General features: G+C 64.1%; 14 protein-coding genes. 8 read left to right on the forward strand and 6 right to left on the reverse strand.

Annotation, left to right across the window (positions count from 1 at the left end):
* Window positions 1–8: 8 nt before the first annotated feature.
* On the reverse strand, window positions 9–596 hold the full coding sequence (locus AC4FAH_RS02070; protein ID WP_287020113.1) for a hypothetical protein: 588 nt from the start codon (window positions 594–596) through the stop codon (window positions 9–11).
* Between the two features lie 365 nt (window positions 597–961).
* On the opposite strand from AC4FAH_RS02070, the gene ugpB reads away from it, so the two are divergent.
* The 7 genes from ugpB (at window position 962) to AC4FAH_RS02105 (ending at window position 8,227) form a co-directional block, all read left to right on the forward strand.
* Complete coding sequence (ugpB, locus tag AC4FAH_RS02075) at window positions 962–2,332, forward strand: sn-glycerol-3-phosphate ABC transporter substrate-binding protein UgpB (protein WP_286989290.1); 1,371 nt, start codon at window positions 962–964, stop codon at window positions 2,330–2,332.
* A 200-nt stretch (window positions 2,333–2,532) separates the two neighbouring features.
* Window positions 2,533–3,408: a sn-glycerol-3-phosphate ABC transporter permease UgpA gene (gene ugpA / locus AC4FAH_RS02080; protein WP_043335922.1), complete on the forward strand. Its 876-nt coding sequence runs from the start codon at window positions 2,533–2,535 to the stop codon at window positions 3,406–3,408.
* Window positions 3,408–4,253 carry a sn-glycerol-3-phosphate ABC transporter permease UgpE gene (ugpE, locus tag AC4FAH_RS02085; RefSeq protein WP_279831787.1) on the forward strand — a complete coding sequence of 282 codons (846 nt, stop codon included), beginning with the start codon at window positions 3,408–3,410 and terminating at the stop codon, window positions 4,251–4,253. The genes ugpA and ugpE overlap by 1 nt, the downstream gene beginning before the upstream one ends.
* 102 nt (window positions 4,254–4,355) lie before the next feature.
* Window positions 4,356–5,477, forward strand: coding sequence for a sn-glycerol-3-phosphate import ATP-binding protein UgpC (locus tag AC4FAH_RS02090; RefSeq protein ID WP_287020114.1), 1,122 nt, complete (start codon window positions 4,356–4,358; stop codon window positions 5,475–5,477).
* Window positions 5,478–5,657: 180 nt separating this feature from the next.
* Window positions 5,658–6,485 carry a glycerophosphoryl diester phosphodiesterase gene (locus AC4FAH_RS02095; RefSeq protein ID WP_286989296.1) on the forward strand — a complete coding sequence of 276 codons (828 nt, stop codon included), beginning with the start codon at window positions 5,658–5,660 and terminating at the stop codon, window positions 6,483–6,485.
* Complete coding sequence (locus AC4FAH_RS02100; protein ID WP_286989297.1) at window positions 6,482–7,303, forward strand: DeoR/GlpR family DNA-binding transcription regulator; 822 nt, start codon at window positions 6,482–6,484, stop codon at window positions 7,301–7,303. The genes AC4FAH_RS02095 and AC4FAH_RS02100 overlap by 4 nt, the downstream gene beginning before the upstream one ends.
* 105 nt (window positions 7,304–7,408) lie before the next feature.
* On the forward strand, window positions 7,409–8,227 hold the full coding sequence (locus AC4FAH_RS02105; RefSeq protein WP_107335461.1) for an HAD-IIB family hydrolase: 819 nt from the start codon (window positions 7,409–7,411) through the stop codon (window positions 8,225–8,227).
* A 153-nt stretch (window positions 8,228–8,380) separates the two neighbouring features.
* Here AC4FAH_RS02105 and trpC read toward each other — a convergent pair whose 3' ends face one another.
* The 5 genes from trpC to AC4FAH_RS02130 all read right to left on the reverse strand — a co-directional run bounded on the left by trpC (window position 8,381) and on the right by AC4FAH_RS02130 (window position 13,666).
* Window positions 8,381–9,205 (reverse strand): indole-3-glycerol phosphate synthase TrpC, encoded by an 825-nt coding sequence (gene trpC / locus AC4FAH_RS02110; RefSeq protein WP_286989300.1) that lies wholly within the window; start codon window positions 9,203–9,205, stop codon window positions 8,381–8,383.
* The gene (gene trpD, locus AC4FAH_RS02115; protein WP_287024809.1) at window positions 9,205–10,251 is read right to left on the reverse strand and encodes an anthranilate phosphoribosyltransferase; all 1,047 of its coding nucleotides are present in this window, start codon (window positions 10,249–10,251) and stop codon (window positions 9,205–9,207) included. Before trpD ends, trpC begins: the two co-directional genes overlap by 1 nt.
* A 77-nt stretch (window positions 10,252–10,328) precedes the next feature.
* Window positions 10,329–10,964, reverse strand: a complete 636-nt coding sequence (locus AC4FAH_RS02120; protein WP_107336649.1) for an anthranilate synthase component II — start codon at window positions 10,962–10,964, stop codon at window positions 10,329–10,331.
* A gap of 322 nt (window positions 10,965–11,286) precedes the next feature.
* Window positions 11,287–12,774 (reverse strand): anthranilate synthase component I, encoded by a 1,488-nt coding sequence (trpE, locus tag AC4FAH_RS02125; RefSeq protein WP_043335326.1) that lies wholly within the window; start codon window positions 12,772–12,774, stop codon window positions 11,287–11,289.
* Window positions 12,775–12,961: 187 nt separating this feature from the next.
* The gene (locus tag AC4FAH_RS02130) at window positions 12,962–13,666 is read right to left on the reverse strand and encodes a phosphoglycolate phosphatase (RefSeq protein WP_286989305.1); all 705 of its coding nucleotides are present in this window, start codon (window positions 13,664–13,666) and stop codon (window positions 12,962–12,964) included.
* Between the two features lie 251 nt (window positions 13,667–13,917).
* Between AC4FAH_RS02130 and AC4FAH_RS02135 the strand changes: the two genes are divergently transcribed.
* Window positions 13,918–15,219: an NAD(P)/FAD-dependent oxidoreductase gene (locus tag AC4FAH_RS02135; RefSeq protein ID WP_153635139.1), complete on the forward strand. Its 1,302-nt coding sequence runs from the start codon at window positions 13,918–13,920 to the stop codon at window positions 15,217–15,219.
* Window positions 15,220–15,254: the final 35 nt, after the last annotated feature.

Consider the following 15,254-nt stretch of genomic DNA (forward strand, 5'->3'; position numbering starts at 1 on the left):
TCTCATCCTCAGATATGACGCGCGAAGTGCTCCAGGTCACGCACGAAGGCGTTCTTGTAGGTCTCGAAGTCCTTCGGGCGCGCCTTGAAGGAGCGCTTGATGCGCTCGCGGTCCAGGCGCAGCGGCGCGTCGAGGGACGCCAGGTTGCCGACACGCGCCGCCGGATTCATGCCGACCAGCTCGCGCGACTGATCGCCTTCGGCCTCGGCCTCCAGCCAGTCGTTGATGCCGGCGCGACGCAGCACGCTGACCAGTGAGCTGTCAGTGATGCGCACCTGCAGGCGGCCGTGATCGGACAGCTGGGAGACCAGCGCGATGCCGTGGTCGTGACCGCGATGCACCGTCGGTGTCGCCCACAGCGCCAGATTCAGGCCACGTGCGTTCTCGTCGAGTACCAGCAGCGCGGCAGAGTGGATGCGCTCGGCATCGTCGACCAGCGCGAACAGGCGCGCCATCTCATTCTCGAACCACACCCCACGCACGCCGGCGTAACTCACCAGCGCATCCAGACCCCCTTCGCGGCCATGGACTTCGGCGCACAGCATCGCCAGACAGGCATCACGTCGGGCACCGGCACTCACTTCAACCACTTTCATCGCGTTCTCCGCCACAGGCATTTTCAGCGCGCAAGACTAGCACACTCGCTCGCCGGCCGCTTATTCCGGCCTTGAGTTACCCCCGGCGCCTCGCTTGCCAGCCCGAGCCGAGCTGGCGACGCCACACACTCGCTGCTCAGTCACAAGCTCAGTCATAAGTTCAGCCTTGAGTTCAGCCTCGCTCGAATGAACATCTTCCTGTCACAAAGTTGTAAGGCGGGCGCTATAGAGTCGTCTACGCTTTTCGGACGATCATCAAAAGAACAAGAAAATGTTCACTTGATCGTCGCCATCGATCGTCAGCGGCCAGCGTCCTTCTTCTTTGTTGCGGAAGCTGGCCAGGGGAACCTCTCAGGAGTTTGACCATGCGCCGCCCGACTCATCATGCAAGCACCCGTACGACTGCCACCGCGACTCGTCGCCTCGCCAGCCTCGCGCTGGCCATCGGTTTCGCCTCCACCTCCGCCAGTGCCCTCGCCGCCACCGAGGTGGAATGGTGGCACGCCATGGGGGGCGGGCTCGGCAAGAAGGTCGACGAGATCGCGGCCGACTTCAATGCAAGCCAGGACGACTACGTCGTCAAGCCGGTCTTCAAGGGCAACTACTCCGAGACCATGACCTCCGCCATCGCCGCCTTCCGCGCCGGCAAGGGTCCGGACATCGTGCAGATCTTCGAGGTCGGCACTGCCACCATGATGAGCGCCAAGGGCGCGATCGTCCCGGTGCATCAGCTGATGGCAGACTTCGCGCCGCAGGAAGGCACCGCCTTCGACCCGAACGCCTACCTGTCTGCCGTCACCGGCTATTACACCGACACCGACGGCAAGATGTTGTCGATGCCGTTCAACTCCTCCACGCCAGTGACCTACTACAACAAGGACGTGCTGGCCAAGGCGGGCGTCGACTCCCTCCCGCAGACCTGGCAGGAAATGGGCGCCGCGCTCAAGAAGGTCGTCGATTCCGGCGCCGCCAGCTGTGGCCTGACCACCACCTGGCCGTCCTGGGTGATGCTGGAGAACTTCTCGGCGCGCAACGATGTGCCCTTCGCCAGCCAGGCCAATGGCTTCGCCGGCACCGATACCCGCCTTGAATTCAACACGACCGCCGTGGTCGACCACATCCAGCGTCTCGATGACTGGCAGGCCGACAAGCGCTTCGTGTTCGGCGGTCGCTTCGATGACGCGGCGCCCAAGTTCTACTCCGGCGAGTGCGCGATGATGATGGGCTCTTCCGCCAGCTATGCCGGCGTCAAGGAAAGCGCCAAGGGCTTCGAGTTCGGCGTGGCACCGCTGCCCTATGACAGCGACGTGATCGAGACGCCGCAGAATTCCATCATCGGTGGCGCCTCGCTGTGGGTGCTGTCCGGTCACAGCGATGAGGAATACCAGGGCGTCGCCAAGTTCTTCCAGTACCTCTCAAAGCCCGAAGTGCAGGCCGACTGGCACCAGTTCACCGGCTATCTGCCGATCACCACTGCCGCGGCAGAGCTGACGCGCGAACAGGGCTTCTACGCCGAGAACCCGGGCACCGACGTCGCCATCACCCAGATGACCTCCGCGACGCCGACCGAGAACTCCAAGGGCCTGCGCCTGGGCAACATGGTGCAGATTCGTGACGTGATCAATGAAGAGCTGGAGAAGATCTTCTCCGGCAAGGAAAGCGTGCAGGACGGCCTTGACAACGCCGTCAAGCGCGGCGATTCGCTGCTCGAGAAGTTCGAACGCGCCAACGGCTGATCATCGCCACACCGGGGGCGGGCCCATGCCGGGCTCGCCCTCCCGCTATTTTCTCCAGCCAGAGAGCGGAAAGCGCATCCGACATCCGGTGTCCTTTCCCTTCTCTCACGGCTTGATGGCGCAGGAGCGGCCGAGGCTTGCCGACTCCGTGCTACCGACGGAACCACCCAGTCCCTCCTTGCTTGCGAGACCCCTGCTGCATGGCCCATTTCAATCGACACCCCATCACGCCCTGGATACTGCTGGCGCCTCAGCTGCTGATCGTGGCCGTGTTCTTCTTCTGGCCGGCCTACCAGGCCATCGAACAGGCCTTCTATGTCGAGGATGCCTTCGGGCTCTCGCGGGAATTCACCGGGCTGAGCAACTTCGTCAGCGTGCTGAGCGAGCCGGAATATCTCACGACACTATGGACGACCACCTATTTCTCCTTTGCGGTGGCCTTCGGCGCCATGGCATTGGCGCTGGGGCTGGCCGTACTGGCGGACCGCGTGCTGCGCGGCGCACACGCCTACAAGACCCTGCTGATCTGGCCCTACGCCGTGGCGCCCGCCGTGGCCGGGGTGCTGTGGCTGTTCCTGTTCGACCCGACGCTGGGCATTCTGCCGGAGCTGTTGTCTGCCATCGGCATCGACTGGAACCACAAGCTCAATGGCGATCAGGCCATGTTGCTGGTGGTGCTGGCCTCGATCTGGAAGCAGATGAGCTACAACTTCGTGTTCTTCCTCGCCGGCCTCCAGGCGATCCCCAAGAGCCTGCTGGAAGCGGCCGCGATGGACCGCGCCGGCCCCTGGCGGCGTTTCTGGACCATCACCTTCCCGCTGCTCTCGCCGACCAGCTTCTTCCTGCTGGTGATGAACGTGGTCTACGCCTTCTTCGAGACCTTCGGCACCATCGATGCCACCACCCAGGGCGGTCCGGCCGGCTCGACGCGCACCCTGGTCTACAAGGTCTATGAAGATGGTTTCGTCGGGCAGGACCTGGGCTCGAGTGCTGCCCAGTCCGTGCTGTTGATGGTCATCGTCGGCGTGCTGACGCTGATCCAGTTCAAGTATGTCGAGAAGAAGGTGCAGTACTGATGCGCTACAACCGCCCCGGGCTTGATATCGCAAGCCATGCCCTGCTGATTGTCGGCTGCGCACTGTTCTTCCTGCCGGTCTGGATCGCCTTCAGCGCCAGTACCCACGAGATGGGTGACCTCTACTCCAACGTCGCCCCCGTCTGGATCGGCGAGGCTGGCCTGGACAACTACCGCCAGCTGCTGGCAGACCCGGTCAGCAGTCTCGGCGCCGACGTGATGACCCTGCTGTTCAACTCGATGCTGATGGCACTGGGCATCGCCATCGGCAAGATCATCATCTCGGTGCTGGCCGCCTACGCGATCGTCTTCTTCGAGTTCCGCTTCCGCAAGCTGTGCTTCTGGCTGATCTTCATCACCCTGATGCTGCCGGTGGAGGTGCGTATCCTGCCGACCTTCAAGGTGGTGGCCGACCTCAACATGCTGGACAGCTACGCCGGCCTGATCCTGCCGCTGATCGCCAGCGCCACCGCGACCTTCCTGCTGCGCCAGTTCTACCTGACCATCCCGTCGGAACTGGTCGAGGCCGCGCGCATCGATGGCGCCGGGCCGTGGCGCTTTCTCAAGGACATCCTGCTGCCGCTGTCGAAGACCAACATCGCGGCGCTGTTCGTGATCATGTTCATCTATGGCTGGAATCAGTATCTGTGGCCGCTGTTGATCACCACCGATGCCGACTACCTGACCATCGTCGTCAGCCTCAAGCGCATGCTGACCACCGGTGATGGGCTGGTGCCGTGGCAGGACGTCACCGCCACCACGCTGCTGGCCATGGGCCCGCCGGTGCTGGTGATCCTGTTCATGCAGCGCTACTTCATCAAGGGCCTGGTGGACAGCGAGAAGTGATCTCGCGCTCCGACCCGCGACACATCGCCCCAAGCCCCCTGATTCCGTTACGTCGTGATGGACAGACTTGCCCGTCACGCCACCGCTCTGGATACACAACTCATGGCAACACTGGCGCTCAAGCAGCTCAAGAAGCAGTACCCCAATGGCTACAAGGCCCTGCATGGCATCGACCTGGCCTTCGGCGAAGGCGAGCTGATCGTCATCGTCGGCCCTTCCGGCTGTGGCAAGTCGACCCTGCTGCGCACTCTGGCGGGCCTGGAGGACATCTCCGAGGGCGATCTGGAGATCAACGGCAAGCGCGTCAATGAGCTGGAACCCGCCGAGCGCGACATCGCGATGGTGTTCCAGAACTACGCGCTCTACCCGCACATGAGCGTGTTCGACAACATGGCCTACGGCCTCAAGAACCGTCGCACGCCCAAGGACGAGATCCAGCAGCGCGTCAGCGAGGCCGCCGAGCTGCTGGGCCTGACCGAGCTGCTCGATCGCCGCCCCAAGCAGCTCTCCGGCGGCCAGCGCCAGCGTGTCGCCATGGGGCGCGCCATCGTGCGCAAGCCGCAGGTCTTCCTGTTCGATGAGCCACTCTCGAATCTGGACGCCAAGCTGCGCGTGCAGATGCGTCTCGAGATCCGCCGCCTGCAGAAGCGCCTCAAGGTCACTTCCGTCTACGTGACCCATGATCAGACCGAGGCCATGACCCTGGCGGATCGTCTGGTGGTGATGAATGGCGGCCATGTCGAGCAGTTCGGCACGCCGATGGCGCTCTATGATCAGCCCGCCAGCCAGTTCGTCGCCGGCTTCATCGGCTCGCCGGCGATGAACTTCTTGAGCGCCACCCAGGCACAGGCAGGCCTCGTATTGCCGTGTGGCGCAACCATTGCCCTGCAGGGTGAGGGCGAAGGTCTGACCACGGGCGCTGAGCTGACCCTCGGCATTCGCCCCGAGCACCTGCAGGTACTGGGAGCAGCCGATGCCCTGCCCGCAGGGGCCGCGGAGCTTGAGGCGCGCATCGAGCTGGTCGAACCGCTGGGCGCGGACACCCTGGCGTACTGCCGACTGCAAGGCCAGAGCGAGCCGCTGGTGGTGAGACTGGATGGCGAGCACGCCGTCGCGGAAGAACAGACGCTGCGCCTGGCCATCCTTCCGGCGCGTGCCCATCTGTTCGGCGCCGACGGCAAGCGGCTGGCAACCCGCGAGCAGGCGACAGCGGCCATCGAATGAGCGCTTGCGTCCTGTCGCGGGCCGACGGAACCCCTTGCCCTGATAACGTCATCATTGGATGGTAATGCTTGAGACCTGCCCTGATCCGTCTCGCGTCTGAGCATCAGTGATCCGCCTCGACCGATCAGCGCCACAGCTGCGTGGCGGGCAGACATGCCATTCTTTCTGTGAGGATTCACCATGGTTTCATCGTCACATTCAGCCGACGCATCACATTCAACTGACAGCGTCCTGTCCCTGCCCCTAGCGATCGCACATCGCGGCCTGTCGGCCTATGCGCCGGAAAACACCCTGGCCGCCATTCAGGCGGCGCATGAGGCCGGCTTTCAATGGGTGGAACTGGACGTGCAGTTGCTGGGCGATGGCACGCCGGTCATCTGGCACGATGCCGGCGTGAATCGCTGCTCGGATGGGCGTGGCAAGCTCAAGAATCTGGATTGGGACAGCGTGCAGACCTTCGATGTCGGCAGCTGGTTCAATGCGTGCTTTGCCGGTGAGCGCATGGCCTCGCTCAAGCAGGCGCTGGAGCTGATCGCACGCCTGGACATGCGTCTGAATCTGGAACTCAAGCTCAGCCCTGGCCACGATGCCCAGGCGCTGGTCGATGCCGCCATCCCGATGGCCAGCGCCCATCTGCCCGCCTCACACCTGATCATCTCGTCGTTTGATCCCCAGGCGCTGCGGTTGACGCGGCAACGCGACCCGCAGGTGCATATCGGCCTGCTCTACGATGACATCCCCGACGACTGGCAGAGCCTGGCCGATGAGCTGAACGCAAGTTCCGTGCATGCCGACTGGCGCGCCCTGACGCGCGCCGCGGCCAGTGCCATCACCAGCCGTGGCCACAAGCTGCTCTGCTACACGCCCAACGATGCAGCCGCCTTCGCGCCGCGCTGGGCCTGGGGTGTGGATGCCGTCATCAGCGATGACCCGGCCATCTTCAGTGAAGAAGACCGCGAGCCCACTCTACCGCACGACACCACCACGCAAGGGCTACCCCAGACATGACCCCGGGCATCGAGCGCGACAGTCGCAGCGTCGAACACGCCAGCAATGATGCACTGACGACGCGCCAGCAACAGATTCTCGAGCGACTGGCCCGCGAGGGCCAGCTGGCGGTCGACCCGTTGGCCCACGCCTTCAACGTCACGCCCCAGACCATCCGGCGTGATCTTGGCGTGCTGTGTGAGCGCGGGCTGGCGCGGCGGCGCCACGGCGGCATCGAGCGTCCGCCGGGCGGCTACAACCTGGGACATTCCCAGCGCATCATGCTGGCGCGCACTGCCAAGCAGGCCATGGCCGCCAGCGTGGTCGCCGAGATTCCCGATGGCGCCACCCTGGCGCTGGGCATCGGCACCAGCGTGGTGGCGGTCGCCGAAGCCCTGCTTGCCCGACGCGGCCTGCGCGTGATCACCAACAATCTGCAGGTGGCGCAGGCGCTCTCGACCCATCCGGATGTCACCGTCCAGTTGGCGGAAGGACAACTGCGCCCGCAGGATCTCGACGTGGTCGGCAGCGCCACCGTGGCCTTCTTCGCACGCCATCAGGTCGATATCGCGGTCCTCGGCTGTGGCGGTCTCGATGCCGGTGGGCTGCTCGACTTCGATCCGGAAGAAGCCGCGGTCAGCCGTGCGCTGGTCCATCACGCCCAGCGCCGGATTCTGGTCGCCGATGCCAGCAAATGGGGGCGCGCCGCCATGTGCCGCATCGCCCCGCTCGAGGAGATCGACCTGCTGGTCACCGATGAGCTGCCCCATCAGCCCGATTATCGCAGCGCGCTGGAGGCTGCCAGCCAGCAGAGCCTGTCGGTGCGCTTCACTGCCTGAACCGAGGCGCGTCGCGCAAGCCGGCACCCATCGACGATACTGAAGGGAAACGCGACTGATGACAGCCGCGCGCCCGCTTACCTTCTGAGGATTTCTGGAATCACCATGCAAGCCTTCGCCCACTGTCCTGCCAGCACCCTGTCGGGTATCCGGTATCTGTTGACCGATATCGATGACACCCTCACCCATGAAGGGCGTCTCGCGGCATCGACGCTGGCGGCGCTGGAGCGTCTGGATGCCGCCGGCATCAAGGTCATCCCCGTCACGGGCGGCTGTGCGGGCTGGTGCGATCACATCGCACGCGCCTGGCCGGTCGCCAGCGTGATCGGTGAGAACGGCGCCTTTGCCTTCCGCCGCCAGGGGCAGCGCATCCTCACCACCTGGTGGGAAGACGAACAGCGCCTGCGCGCTCGCCAGCGCCACGTCATGACCGTCGCTCGCCAGCTGCTGCTCAATCATCCGCGCGCGGCACTGGCGCAGGACCAGCCCTTCCGCTTCGCCGATGTCGCGGTGGACCACTGCCAGGCGGTCGGCCCGCTGGCCCAGAGCGAGATTCGCGCCATCATCGCCGGCTTCACGGCCGCCGGTATTCAGGCGCGCGCCAGCTCCATCCACATCAATGCGTGGCAGGGCGAGTTCGACAAGGCGCGCATGGCGGTGCGGGTCCTCACCGAGACCTTCGGCCTGGACCGCATGCAGCTGGAGCAGGAGGTGATGTACGTCGGCGATGCCCCCAATGATGCGCCGATGTTCGCCACCTTCCGCCACACCGTGGGCGTGGCCAACATCATCCAGCACCGCGCGGCACTGGGGTGGGAGCCCAGCTGGGTGACGCGCCACAGTCATGGCGCCGGGGTCGAGGAAATCGCCGAGGCTCTGCTTACGGCACGCAAGGGAGTCGAGAGCGTCAAGACAGACGCCTGACCCTGTGACTGATGGCAGCCATAGACCTCCAGCAGGATGACGACCACAGGCCTTTGGACAGAAGTCAGCAGACAGGCATGAAAAAGCCCGCATGGCATTGCCATGCGGGCTTTTTTTATCCACAAGATAACGAATAACGCCAACTACCGGCTATCAATCCCCGAAGAACAATCCCCGAAGACCCTCGCCCGGATCATCAAAGCGCATGAAGGCTTCTCCCACCAGGAAGCCGTGGACGCCAGCGTCGCGCATCTTCGCCACATCGTCACGGGTATGGATGCCGGATTCGGTGACCACGCGCACGCCTTGCGGCATGTCGGCCAGCAGGTCCAGCGTCGTCTCAAGCGACGTCTCGAAGGTGCGCAGGTCACGGTTGTTGATGCCGACCAGTTCGATGCCCAGCGCCAGTGCACGCTTGAGCTCTTCGCCGTCATGCACCTCGACCAGCACATCCATGCCCAGCTCACGCGCCTGACGATACAGAGCGCTCAGGCGCGCATCGTCCAGCGCCGCAACGATCAACAGGATGCAGTCGGCGCCGATGGCACGCGCTTCCAGCACCTGATACGGATGGATGATGAAGTCCTTGCGAATCACCGGAATCGAGACGGCATCACGCGCCTCGATCATGAAGTCCTCGTGCCCCTGGAAGAAGTCGGCATCGGTGAGCACCGACAGACAGGCAGCGCCGGCCTGCTCGTAGGCCACGGCGATCTCGGCGGGCACGAAGTCTTCACGGATCACGCCCTTGGAGGGGGACGCCTTCTTCACTTCGGCGATGATGGCCGGCTCGCCACGGTCGATGCGCGACGTCAGCGCCTCGATGAAGCCGCGCGGCGCGCTCTGTTTCTCGATCAGGGTCTGCAGGTCCGCCTCGCTCACCGCGGCGCTGCGCTCGGCGATCTCTTCTTCCTTGCGCGCCAGAATCCTGGCCAGGATGGTCGGCAATGCCTTGTCAGTCGTCTGCTCGGTGCTCATCAGCGGGTCGCTCCTTCATCATTGACCTGGGCGTAGACACGGGTGAAATCCGCCAATTCCTTCATCTTCTCGAACGGCAGCTTGCTGGCCTGCACGTCCTCGGCAATGCTGACACCCTCCTTGAGACTGTCCGCGATGCCCGCCACGTAAAGGGCCGCGCCGGCATTGAGCGCCACGATGTCACTGGCCGGGCCTTCATCACCGCGCAGCGCCTGCTGCACCAGCTTGAGGCTGGCGTCCGAGGTATCCACCGCCAGACTTTCCAGCGACTGGCGCGCGATGCCGAAGTCTTCCGGCGCGATGCGGTATTCGCGGATCTCGCCATCCTTGAGCTCATTGACCAGCGTCGGTGCCGCCAGCGAGATCTCGTCCAGACCATCATCGCTGTGCACCACCAGCACATGCTCGGCCCCGAGGCGCTTGAGCACCTCGGCCATCAGCGGTACCAGCGCCGGGTCATAGACCCCCAGCACCTGACGGGTGGCGCCGGCCGGATTGGTCAGCGGACCGAGGATGTTGAACATGGTACGCACGCCCATCTCGCGGCGCGGGCCGATCACGTGCTTCATGGCGGCGTGATGATTGGGCGCGAACATGAAGCCGACCCCGATATCATCGATGCAGCGTGCGACCTGCTCGGCGTCCAGCGCCAGATTGATGCCGGCCGACTCAAGCAGGTCGGCACTGCCGGACGATGACGAGACACTGCGGTTGCCATGCTTGGCCACATGGCCACCGGCGGCCGCCACCACGAAACTTGCCGCCGTGGAGACATTGAACAGGTTGGCACCATCACCGCCGGTGCCGACGATATCCACTGCATCGGTGGCACGCACCGTGACGCGCGTCATCAGCTCACGCATCACCTGGGCGGCGGCGGCCAGCTCATCGACGGTCTCGCCCTTCATCGACAGCGCCATCAGCAAGGCCCCGATCTGCGCCTGGGTCGCCTCGCCGGTCATGATGGCCGTCATGACCGCATGAGTGTCGTCGTAGCTCAGGTGCTGGCGGCGCATCACGGCGCCAATCGCCTCACGCATCTGCATGTTGTGTCTCCGCAGGCGCCAGCCTCGGCGGCTGACGCATGAAAAAATAGGATGTGACTCTTGCGATCCATGCCCGCTCAGGCGGCTTTCGCAGCCTCGCCGCGACGCAGGAAGTTAGCCAGAAGCTCATGACCCTGCAATGTCAGGATCGACTCAGGGTGGAACTGGACGCCTTCGACATCCAGCTCGCGATGGCGCAGGCCCATGATCAACTGCGGCGTGACATCGTCGTCATCCGTCCAGCTGGTAACGATCAGACACTCGGGCAGGCTTTCGCGATCAACCACCAGCGAGTGATAACGCGTGACTTCCAGCGGCTCGGCCAGCGCGGCGAAAACACCGCTGTTGTCGTGACGCACGGCGGAGGTCTTGCCGTGCATCACCTGGGGCGCACGTACCACCTTGCCACCGTAGACCTGACCGATGGCCTGGTGACCGAGACACACGCCCAGAATCGGCAGCTTGCCGGCGAAGTGGCGAATGGTTTCCAGCGTGATGCCGGCCTCGTTGGGCGTACACGGCCCCGGGCCCAGCACCAGATGTGATGCACCGAGCGCCTCGATCTGCTCGAGCGTGATGGCGTCATTGCGCACGGTCAGCACTTCCGCGCCCAGCTCACTCAGATACTGGACGATGTTGTAGGTGAAGCTGTCAAAGTTGTCGATCATCAGCACGCGTGGCGTGCTGGCGTCCTGCGAAGTGAATGTCTGCATGGTCAGTGTCCATTCTCGGGAGCGGATCATGCGCCGTGATTGACCGGCCTGCCCGCTCTCCTGTGGTGTCGTTCCCGCCGTCCAGCAACAAAAATGCCGCCCTGGTCGGCGGCATTCTTCTGGTCGTACGTCCTCGAACTTCAGACATGCGAAAGCCGCCCCCTTGTCAGGAGCGCCACCACTGCTGGCTGAGGTCGTGCGGGTTACGTAGCGTCATGGGTCAATAGTGCGTTGAGCTGCCAGGAGTGTCAATCACATGCGCCGTTGCAGGAAGTGACCCGCGAACACTGGCGAGTCACTCCCGAAATGCACGGCGCGCCGATCAGTCCAGATTGTCCAGACCGCGCTCCGCCATCGCCACGGCACGGAACAGGGCACGCCCCTTGTTGAGAGTCTCGTCCCACTCGGACTGCGGCACGGAATCGGCCACGATACCGGCGCCGGCCTGGACGTGCAGCACCTTGTCCTTGAGCACCGCGGTGCGGATCGCGATGGCGGTATCCATGTTGCCGTGCCAGGAGAGATAGCCCACCGCGCCGGAATAGATGCCGCGCTTGACCGGCTCCACCTCGTCGATGATCTCCATGGCGCGAATCTTCGGCGCGCCGGACAGGGTGCCGGCCGGGAAGGTGGCCCGCAGCACGTCCATCGGCCCCAGGCCTTCCTTCAGCTTGCCGGTGACGTTGGAGACGATGTGCATGACGTGGGAATAGCGCTCCACCACCATCTGGTCCGTCACCTTGACGCTGCCGGTCTGGCTGATGCGACCGGCATCGTTGCGACCCAGGTCGATCAGCATCAGGTGCTCGGCGACTTCCTTGGGGTCTGACAGCAGGTCCTTCTCCAGCGCCAGGTCTTCCTCTTCGGTGGCGCCGCGCACGCGGGTACCGGCGATCGGGCGCACCGCGACCTCGCCATCCTCGAGACGCGAGAGAATCTCCGGCGACGAGCCGATGACGTGGTGGTCATCCAGATTGAAGAAGAACATGTACGGCGAAGGATTCAGGCTGCGCAGTGCACGGTAGAGATCCAGCGGCGCGGCGCGGTAGGGAATCGACATGCGCTGCGACGGCACGCACTGCATGACATCACCGGCCAGCACGTATTCCTTGATCTTCTCCACTGCACCCTTGAAGCCTTCCTCGGTGAAGCCGGAGGTGAAGTCGGTCTCCTTGACCGGCTCGCCGCCGGTGCCGGGGCTGACGGTATTCAGCGTCGCGCTGCGCAGCTGGATCTCGAGGCGCTCGAGACGCTCGCAGGCAGCCTCGTAGGCGTTCGGCGTTGCCGGATCGGCGTGGGTCAACAGCGTCAGACGCCCGGACAGGTTGTCGAAGATCACCAGCTCATCGGCGACCATCAGCAGGATGTCCGGCACGCCCAGCGGGTCCGGCTTCTCGACGCCGCGCAGGCGCGGTTCGATATAGCGCACGGTGTCATAGCCGAAGTAGCCGACCAGACCGCCATTGAAGCGTGGCGCACCGTCGATGACCGGCACACGGAAACGGGTCTGGAACTGCTCGATCCAGTCGAGGGGGTCCTCGACCTCGGTCATGCCGGTCTGCTCGCCATTGATCAGATGCGAGACCACCTGGCCACGCACCTCGATGCGCTCACGACACGGCAGGCCGATGATGGAGTAACGCCCCCACTTCTCTCCGCCCTGCACGGACTCCAGCAGGAAGGTCCACGGCATGTCGGCCAGCTTGAGATAGGTAGACAGTGGCGTGTCGAGATCCGCCAGCACGTCACGGGTGACGGGAATGCGGTTGTAACCGGCTTCGGCCAGTTCAGCGAAGTGTTGTGGGGTCATCATGACCTGCAGTTCCTTCCACGGAGGGTGCGTTGCCGACACGGGGCCGGCTTGTCTGGGACTCAGTCTATCATCGCGGGTCGCTGGCGGCAGCGCTGGTGGAGGCAAGTTCTGCCATCTCATGCCTGACTGTGCGCCCGAGCGGGACACCAGCCTCGCTCTGTCAATTCCCATCAATCAGCGTCATTCAGCCAGCCACGACCAGCTCGGCGAGTGAGTCGACGAGGTAGTCCGGGTGGCTGCGCGAGATCGGCTCGCCATGGTTGTAGCCGTAAGGTACCGCCAGGGTGCGAAAACCGGCGGCGCGGCCTGCCGCGATATCGTGACGCGAGTCACCGGCCATCAAGGCCTGACGCGGCAACACTCCCAGCCGCTCGGCGGCGAACAGCAGGGGCGCGGGGTCCGGCTTGCGCGTCGGCAGGCTATCGCCGCCCAGCGCCAGCGCGAAATGCTCGCTCAGCGCGAAGTGCGAAAGCAGCGGCTCGATGAAGGCTTCCGGCTTGTTGGTGATCAGCACCAGCGGGATCCCGGCCTGGCGCAGACCCTCCAGGCATTCCCGCACGCCGGGATAGAGTCGCGTACGCGAGCTGGGGTCGGCGGCGTAATGTGCCAAAAAGCTCTGATGCGACTGCTCGACCCGCGCCAGGTCATCGGTCGCCAGGCCATGAGCTGCCAGGGCGCGCTCCACCAGTACCCGCGACCCATTGCCGACAAAGTCGCGTACCCGCGCCTCCCCCAGCGCCGCCAGCCCCTCTTGCTCAAGCATGCAGTCGATCGCATGGGCGAGGTCCGGCACCGAGTCGATCAGGGTGCCATCGAGGTCGAAGGCGACCATCTCGATCGCCCTGAGCGACGGATGTACCGGACCTGTGAATGTGGGATGATCGTGCATCCTTGCTCCTTTTCAGCGACAGAATTCGTGTAGGTGCCAAAAGCGCAACACCGAGTTCTCGCGTGCTCATGGCGAATATACGTAAAATAACGACATCTCGCGCATGCAGCACTATTTAGCACGCTCATTATCTTGTTATCATAGCGGTATCGCGACGCCAGTTATCGACTCCGGGCCTTGCATGTTCTGACTCGATAGCCGGCCGACACTTTTCACACCTTCCCATCAATCTTGTCACTGAGGAGCACTCAATGGCCATTCCCCGCATCGTAGTCGTTGGCGGAGGCGCCGGCGGTCTGGAACTCGTCACCAAACTGGGCCACAAGCTGGGCCGCAAGAAGAAAGCCGAGATCATTCTGATCGACCGCAATTCCACGCATATCTGGAAGCCGCTGCTGCACGAAGTGGCCACCGGCGTGCTGGATTCCGGTCTCGATGAAGTCTCCTACCAGGGCCATTCCAAGGCCCACGGCTACAAGTTCCAGCGCGGCACCCTGGAAAGCCTGGAGCGTGAAGAGAAGCAGCTGACCCTGGCCGCCATCCACGATGCCAAGGGCAACGTGCTGCTGCCTGCCCGCCAGCTCAGCTATGACTATCTGGTACTGTCACTGGGCAGCGTGTCCAATGATTTCGGCACCGAAGGCGTCGCCGAGCATTGTCACTTCCTGGACAGCCCGCAGCAGGCCGAGAAATTCCGCCGCGACATGCTCGACACCTTCCTGCGCTTCAGCGCCAACGGCGAGGAATGTGAGCGCCAGCAGCTCAACGTCGCCATCATCGGTGCCGGCGCTACCGGGGTCGAGCTCTCCGCCGAGCTGTTCGATGCCTCCAAGATGCTGCACAGCTACGGCTTCTCCTCGCTGGAAGACCGCCAGGTCAAGGTCCACCTGATCGAGGCCGCACCGCGCATCCTGCCCGCCCTGCCGGAACGCATCGGCAAGCCGGTCGCCAAGGAGCTGACCAGGCTGGGCGTCGATATCCACGTCGATACCCGGGTGACCTGCGCCGACTCACGCGGCATCACCACTGCCGATGGCACCCTGATCGAAGCCGACCTGAGCGTGTGGGCCGCCGGTATCCGTGCGCCCGCCTTCCTGTCCGAGCTGGGTCTGTCCACCGAGCGCAACCATCAGGTCAAGGTGCACCAGACCATGCAGAGCATTGATGATGAGTTCATCTTTGCCCTCGGTGACTGTGCCAGCTGCCCGCAGCCGGATGACAAGCGCGTCCCGCCGCGCGCCCAGGCCGCTCACCAGCAGGCCAGCCTGATGGTCAAGAACCTGCGCGCCGCGATGGCCAACAAGCCGCTCAAGGACTTCGTATTCAAGGACCACGGCTCGCTGATCTCGCTGGCGCACTTCGATGCCGTCGGCTCGCTGATGCGCGGTGCCTCGGCGCGTTCGCTGTTCATCGAGGGCCGCCTGGCCAAGTTCTTCTACGCCTCGCTGTATCGCATGCACCAGATGGCGATCCACGGCGTGGTCAAGACCGGCATGACGGTGGTGGTCGATGGCCTGAACCGTTACCTGCGTCCGAAGATGAAACTGCATTGATCGCTCGCCAGTAACGCAAAACGTAAAACGCCCCC

Source organism: Cobetia sp., from assembly GCF_983723665.1.

Bases quoted from the DNA above. Each gene is read 5' to 3' on its own strand.
- AC4FAH_RS02070 (WP_287020113.1), bottom strand. From the start codon at position 596: ATGAAAGTGGTTGAAGTGAGTGCCGGTGCCCGACGTGATGCCTGTCTG.
- ugpB (WP_286989290.1), top strand. From the start codon at position 962: ATGCGCCGCCCGACTCATCATGCAAGCACCCGTACGACTGCCACCGCG.
- ugpA (WP_043335922.1), top strand. From the start codon at position 2,533: ATGGCCCATTTCAATCGACACCCCATCACGCCCTGGATACTGCTGGCG.
- ugpE (WP_279831787.1), top strand. From the start codon at position 3,408: ATGCGCTACAACCGCCCCGGGCTTGATATCGCAAGCCATGCCCTGCTG.
- AC4FAH_RS02090 (WP_287020114.1), top strand. From the start codon at position 4,356: ATGGCAACACTGGCGCTCAAGCAGCTCAAGAAGCAGTACCCCAATGGC.
- AC4FAH_RS02095 (WP_286989296.1), top strand. From the start codon at position 5,658: ATGGTTTCATCGTCACATTCAGCCGACGCATCACATTCAACTGACAGC.
- AC4FAH_RS02100 (WP_286989297.1), top strand. From the start codon at position 6,482: ATGACCCCGGGCATCGAGCGCGACAGTCGCAGCGTCGAACACGCCAGC.
- AC4FAH_RS02105 (WP_107335461.1), top strand. From the start codon at position 7,409: ATGCAAGCCTTCGCCCACTGTCCTGCCAGCACCCTGTCGGGTATCCGG.
- trpC (WP_286989300.1), bottom strand. From the start codon at position 9,205: ATGAGCACCGAGCAGACGACTGACAAGGCATTGCCGACCATCCTGGCC.
- trpD (WP_287024809.1), bottom strand. From the start codon at position 10,251: ATGCAGATGCGTGAGGCGATTGGCGCCGTGATGCGCCGCCAGCACCTG.
- AC4FAH_RS02120 (WP_107336649.1), bottom strand. From the start codon at position 10,964: ATGCAGACATTCACTTCGCAGGACGCCAGCACGCCACGCGTGCTGATG.
- trpE (WP_043335326.1), bottom strand. From the start codon at position 12,774: ATGACCCCACAACACTTCGCTGAACTGGCCGAAGCCGGTTACAACCGC.
- AC4FAH_RS02130 (WP_286989305.1), bottom strand. From the start codon at position 13,666: ATGCACGATCATCCCACATTCACAGGTCCGGTACATCCGTCGCTCAGG.
- AC4FAH_RS02135 (WP_153635139.1), top strand. From the start codon at position 13,918: ATGGCCATTCCCCGCATCGTAGTCGTTGGCGGAGGCGCCGGCGGTCTG.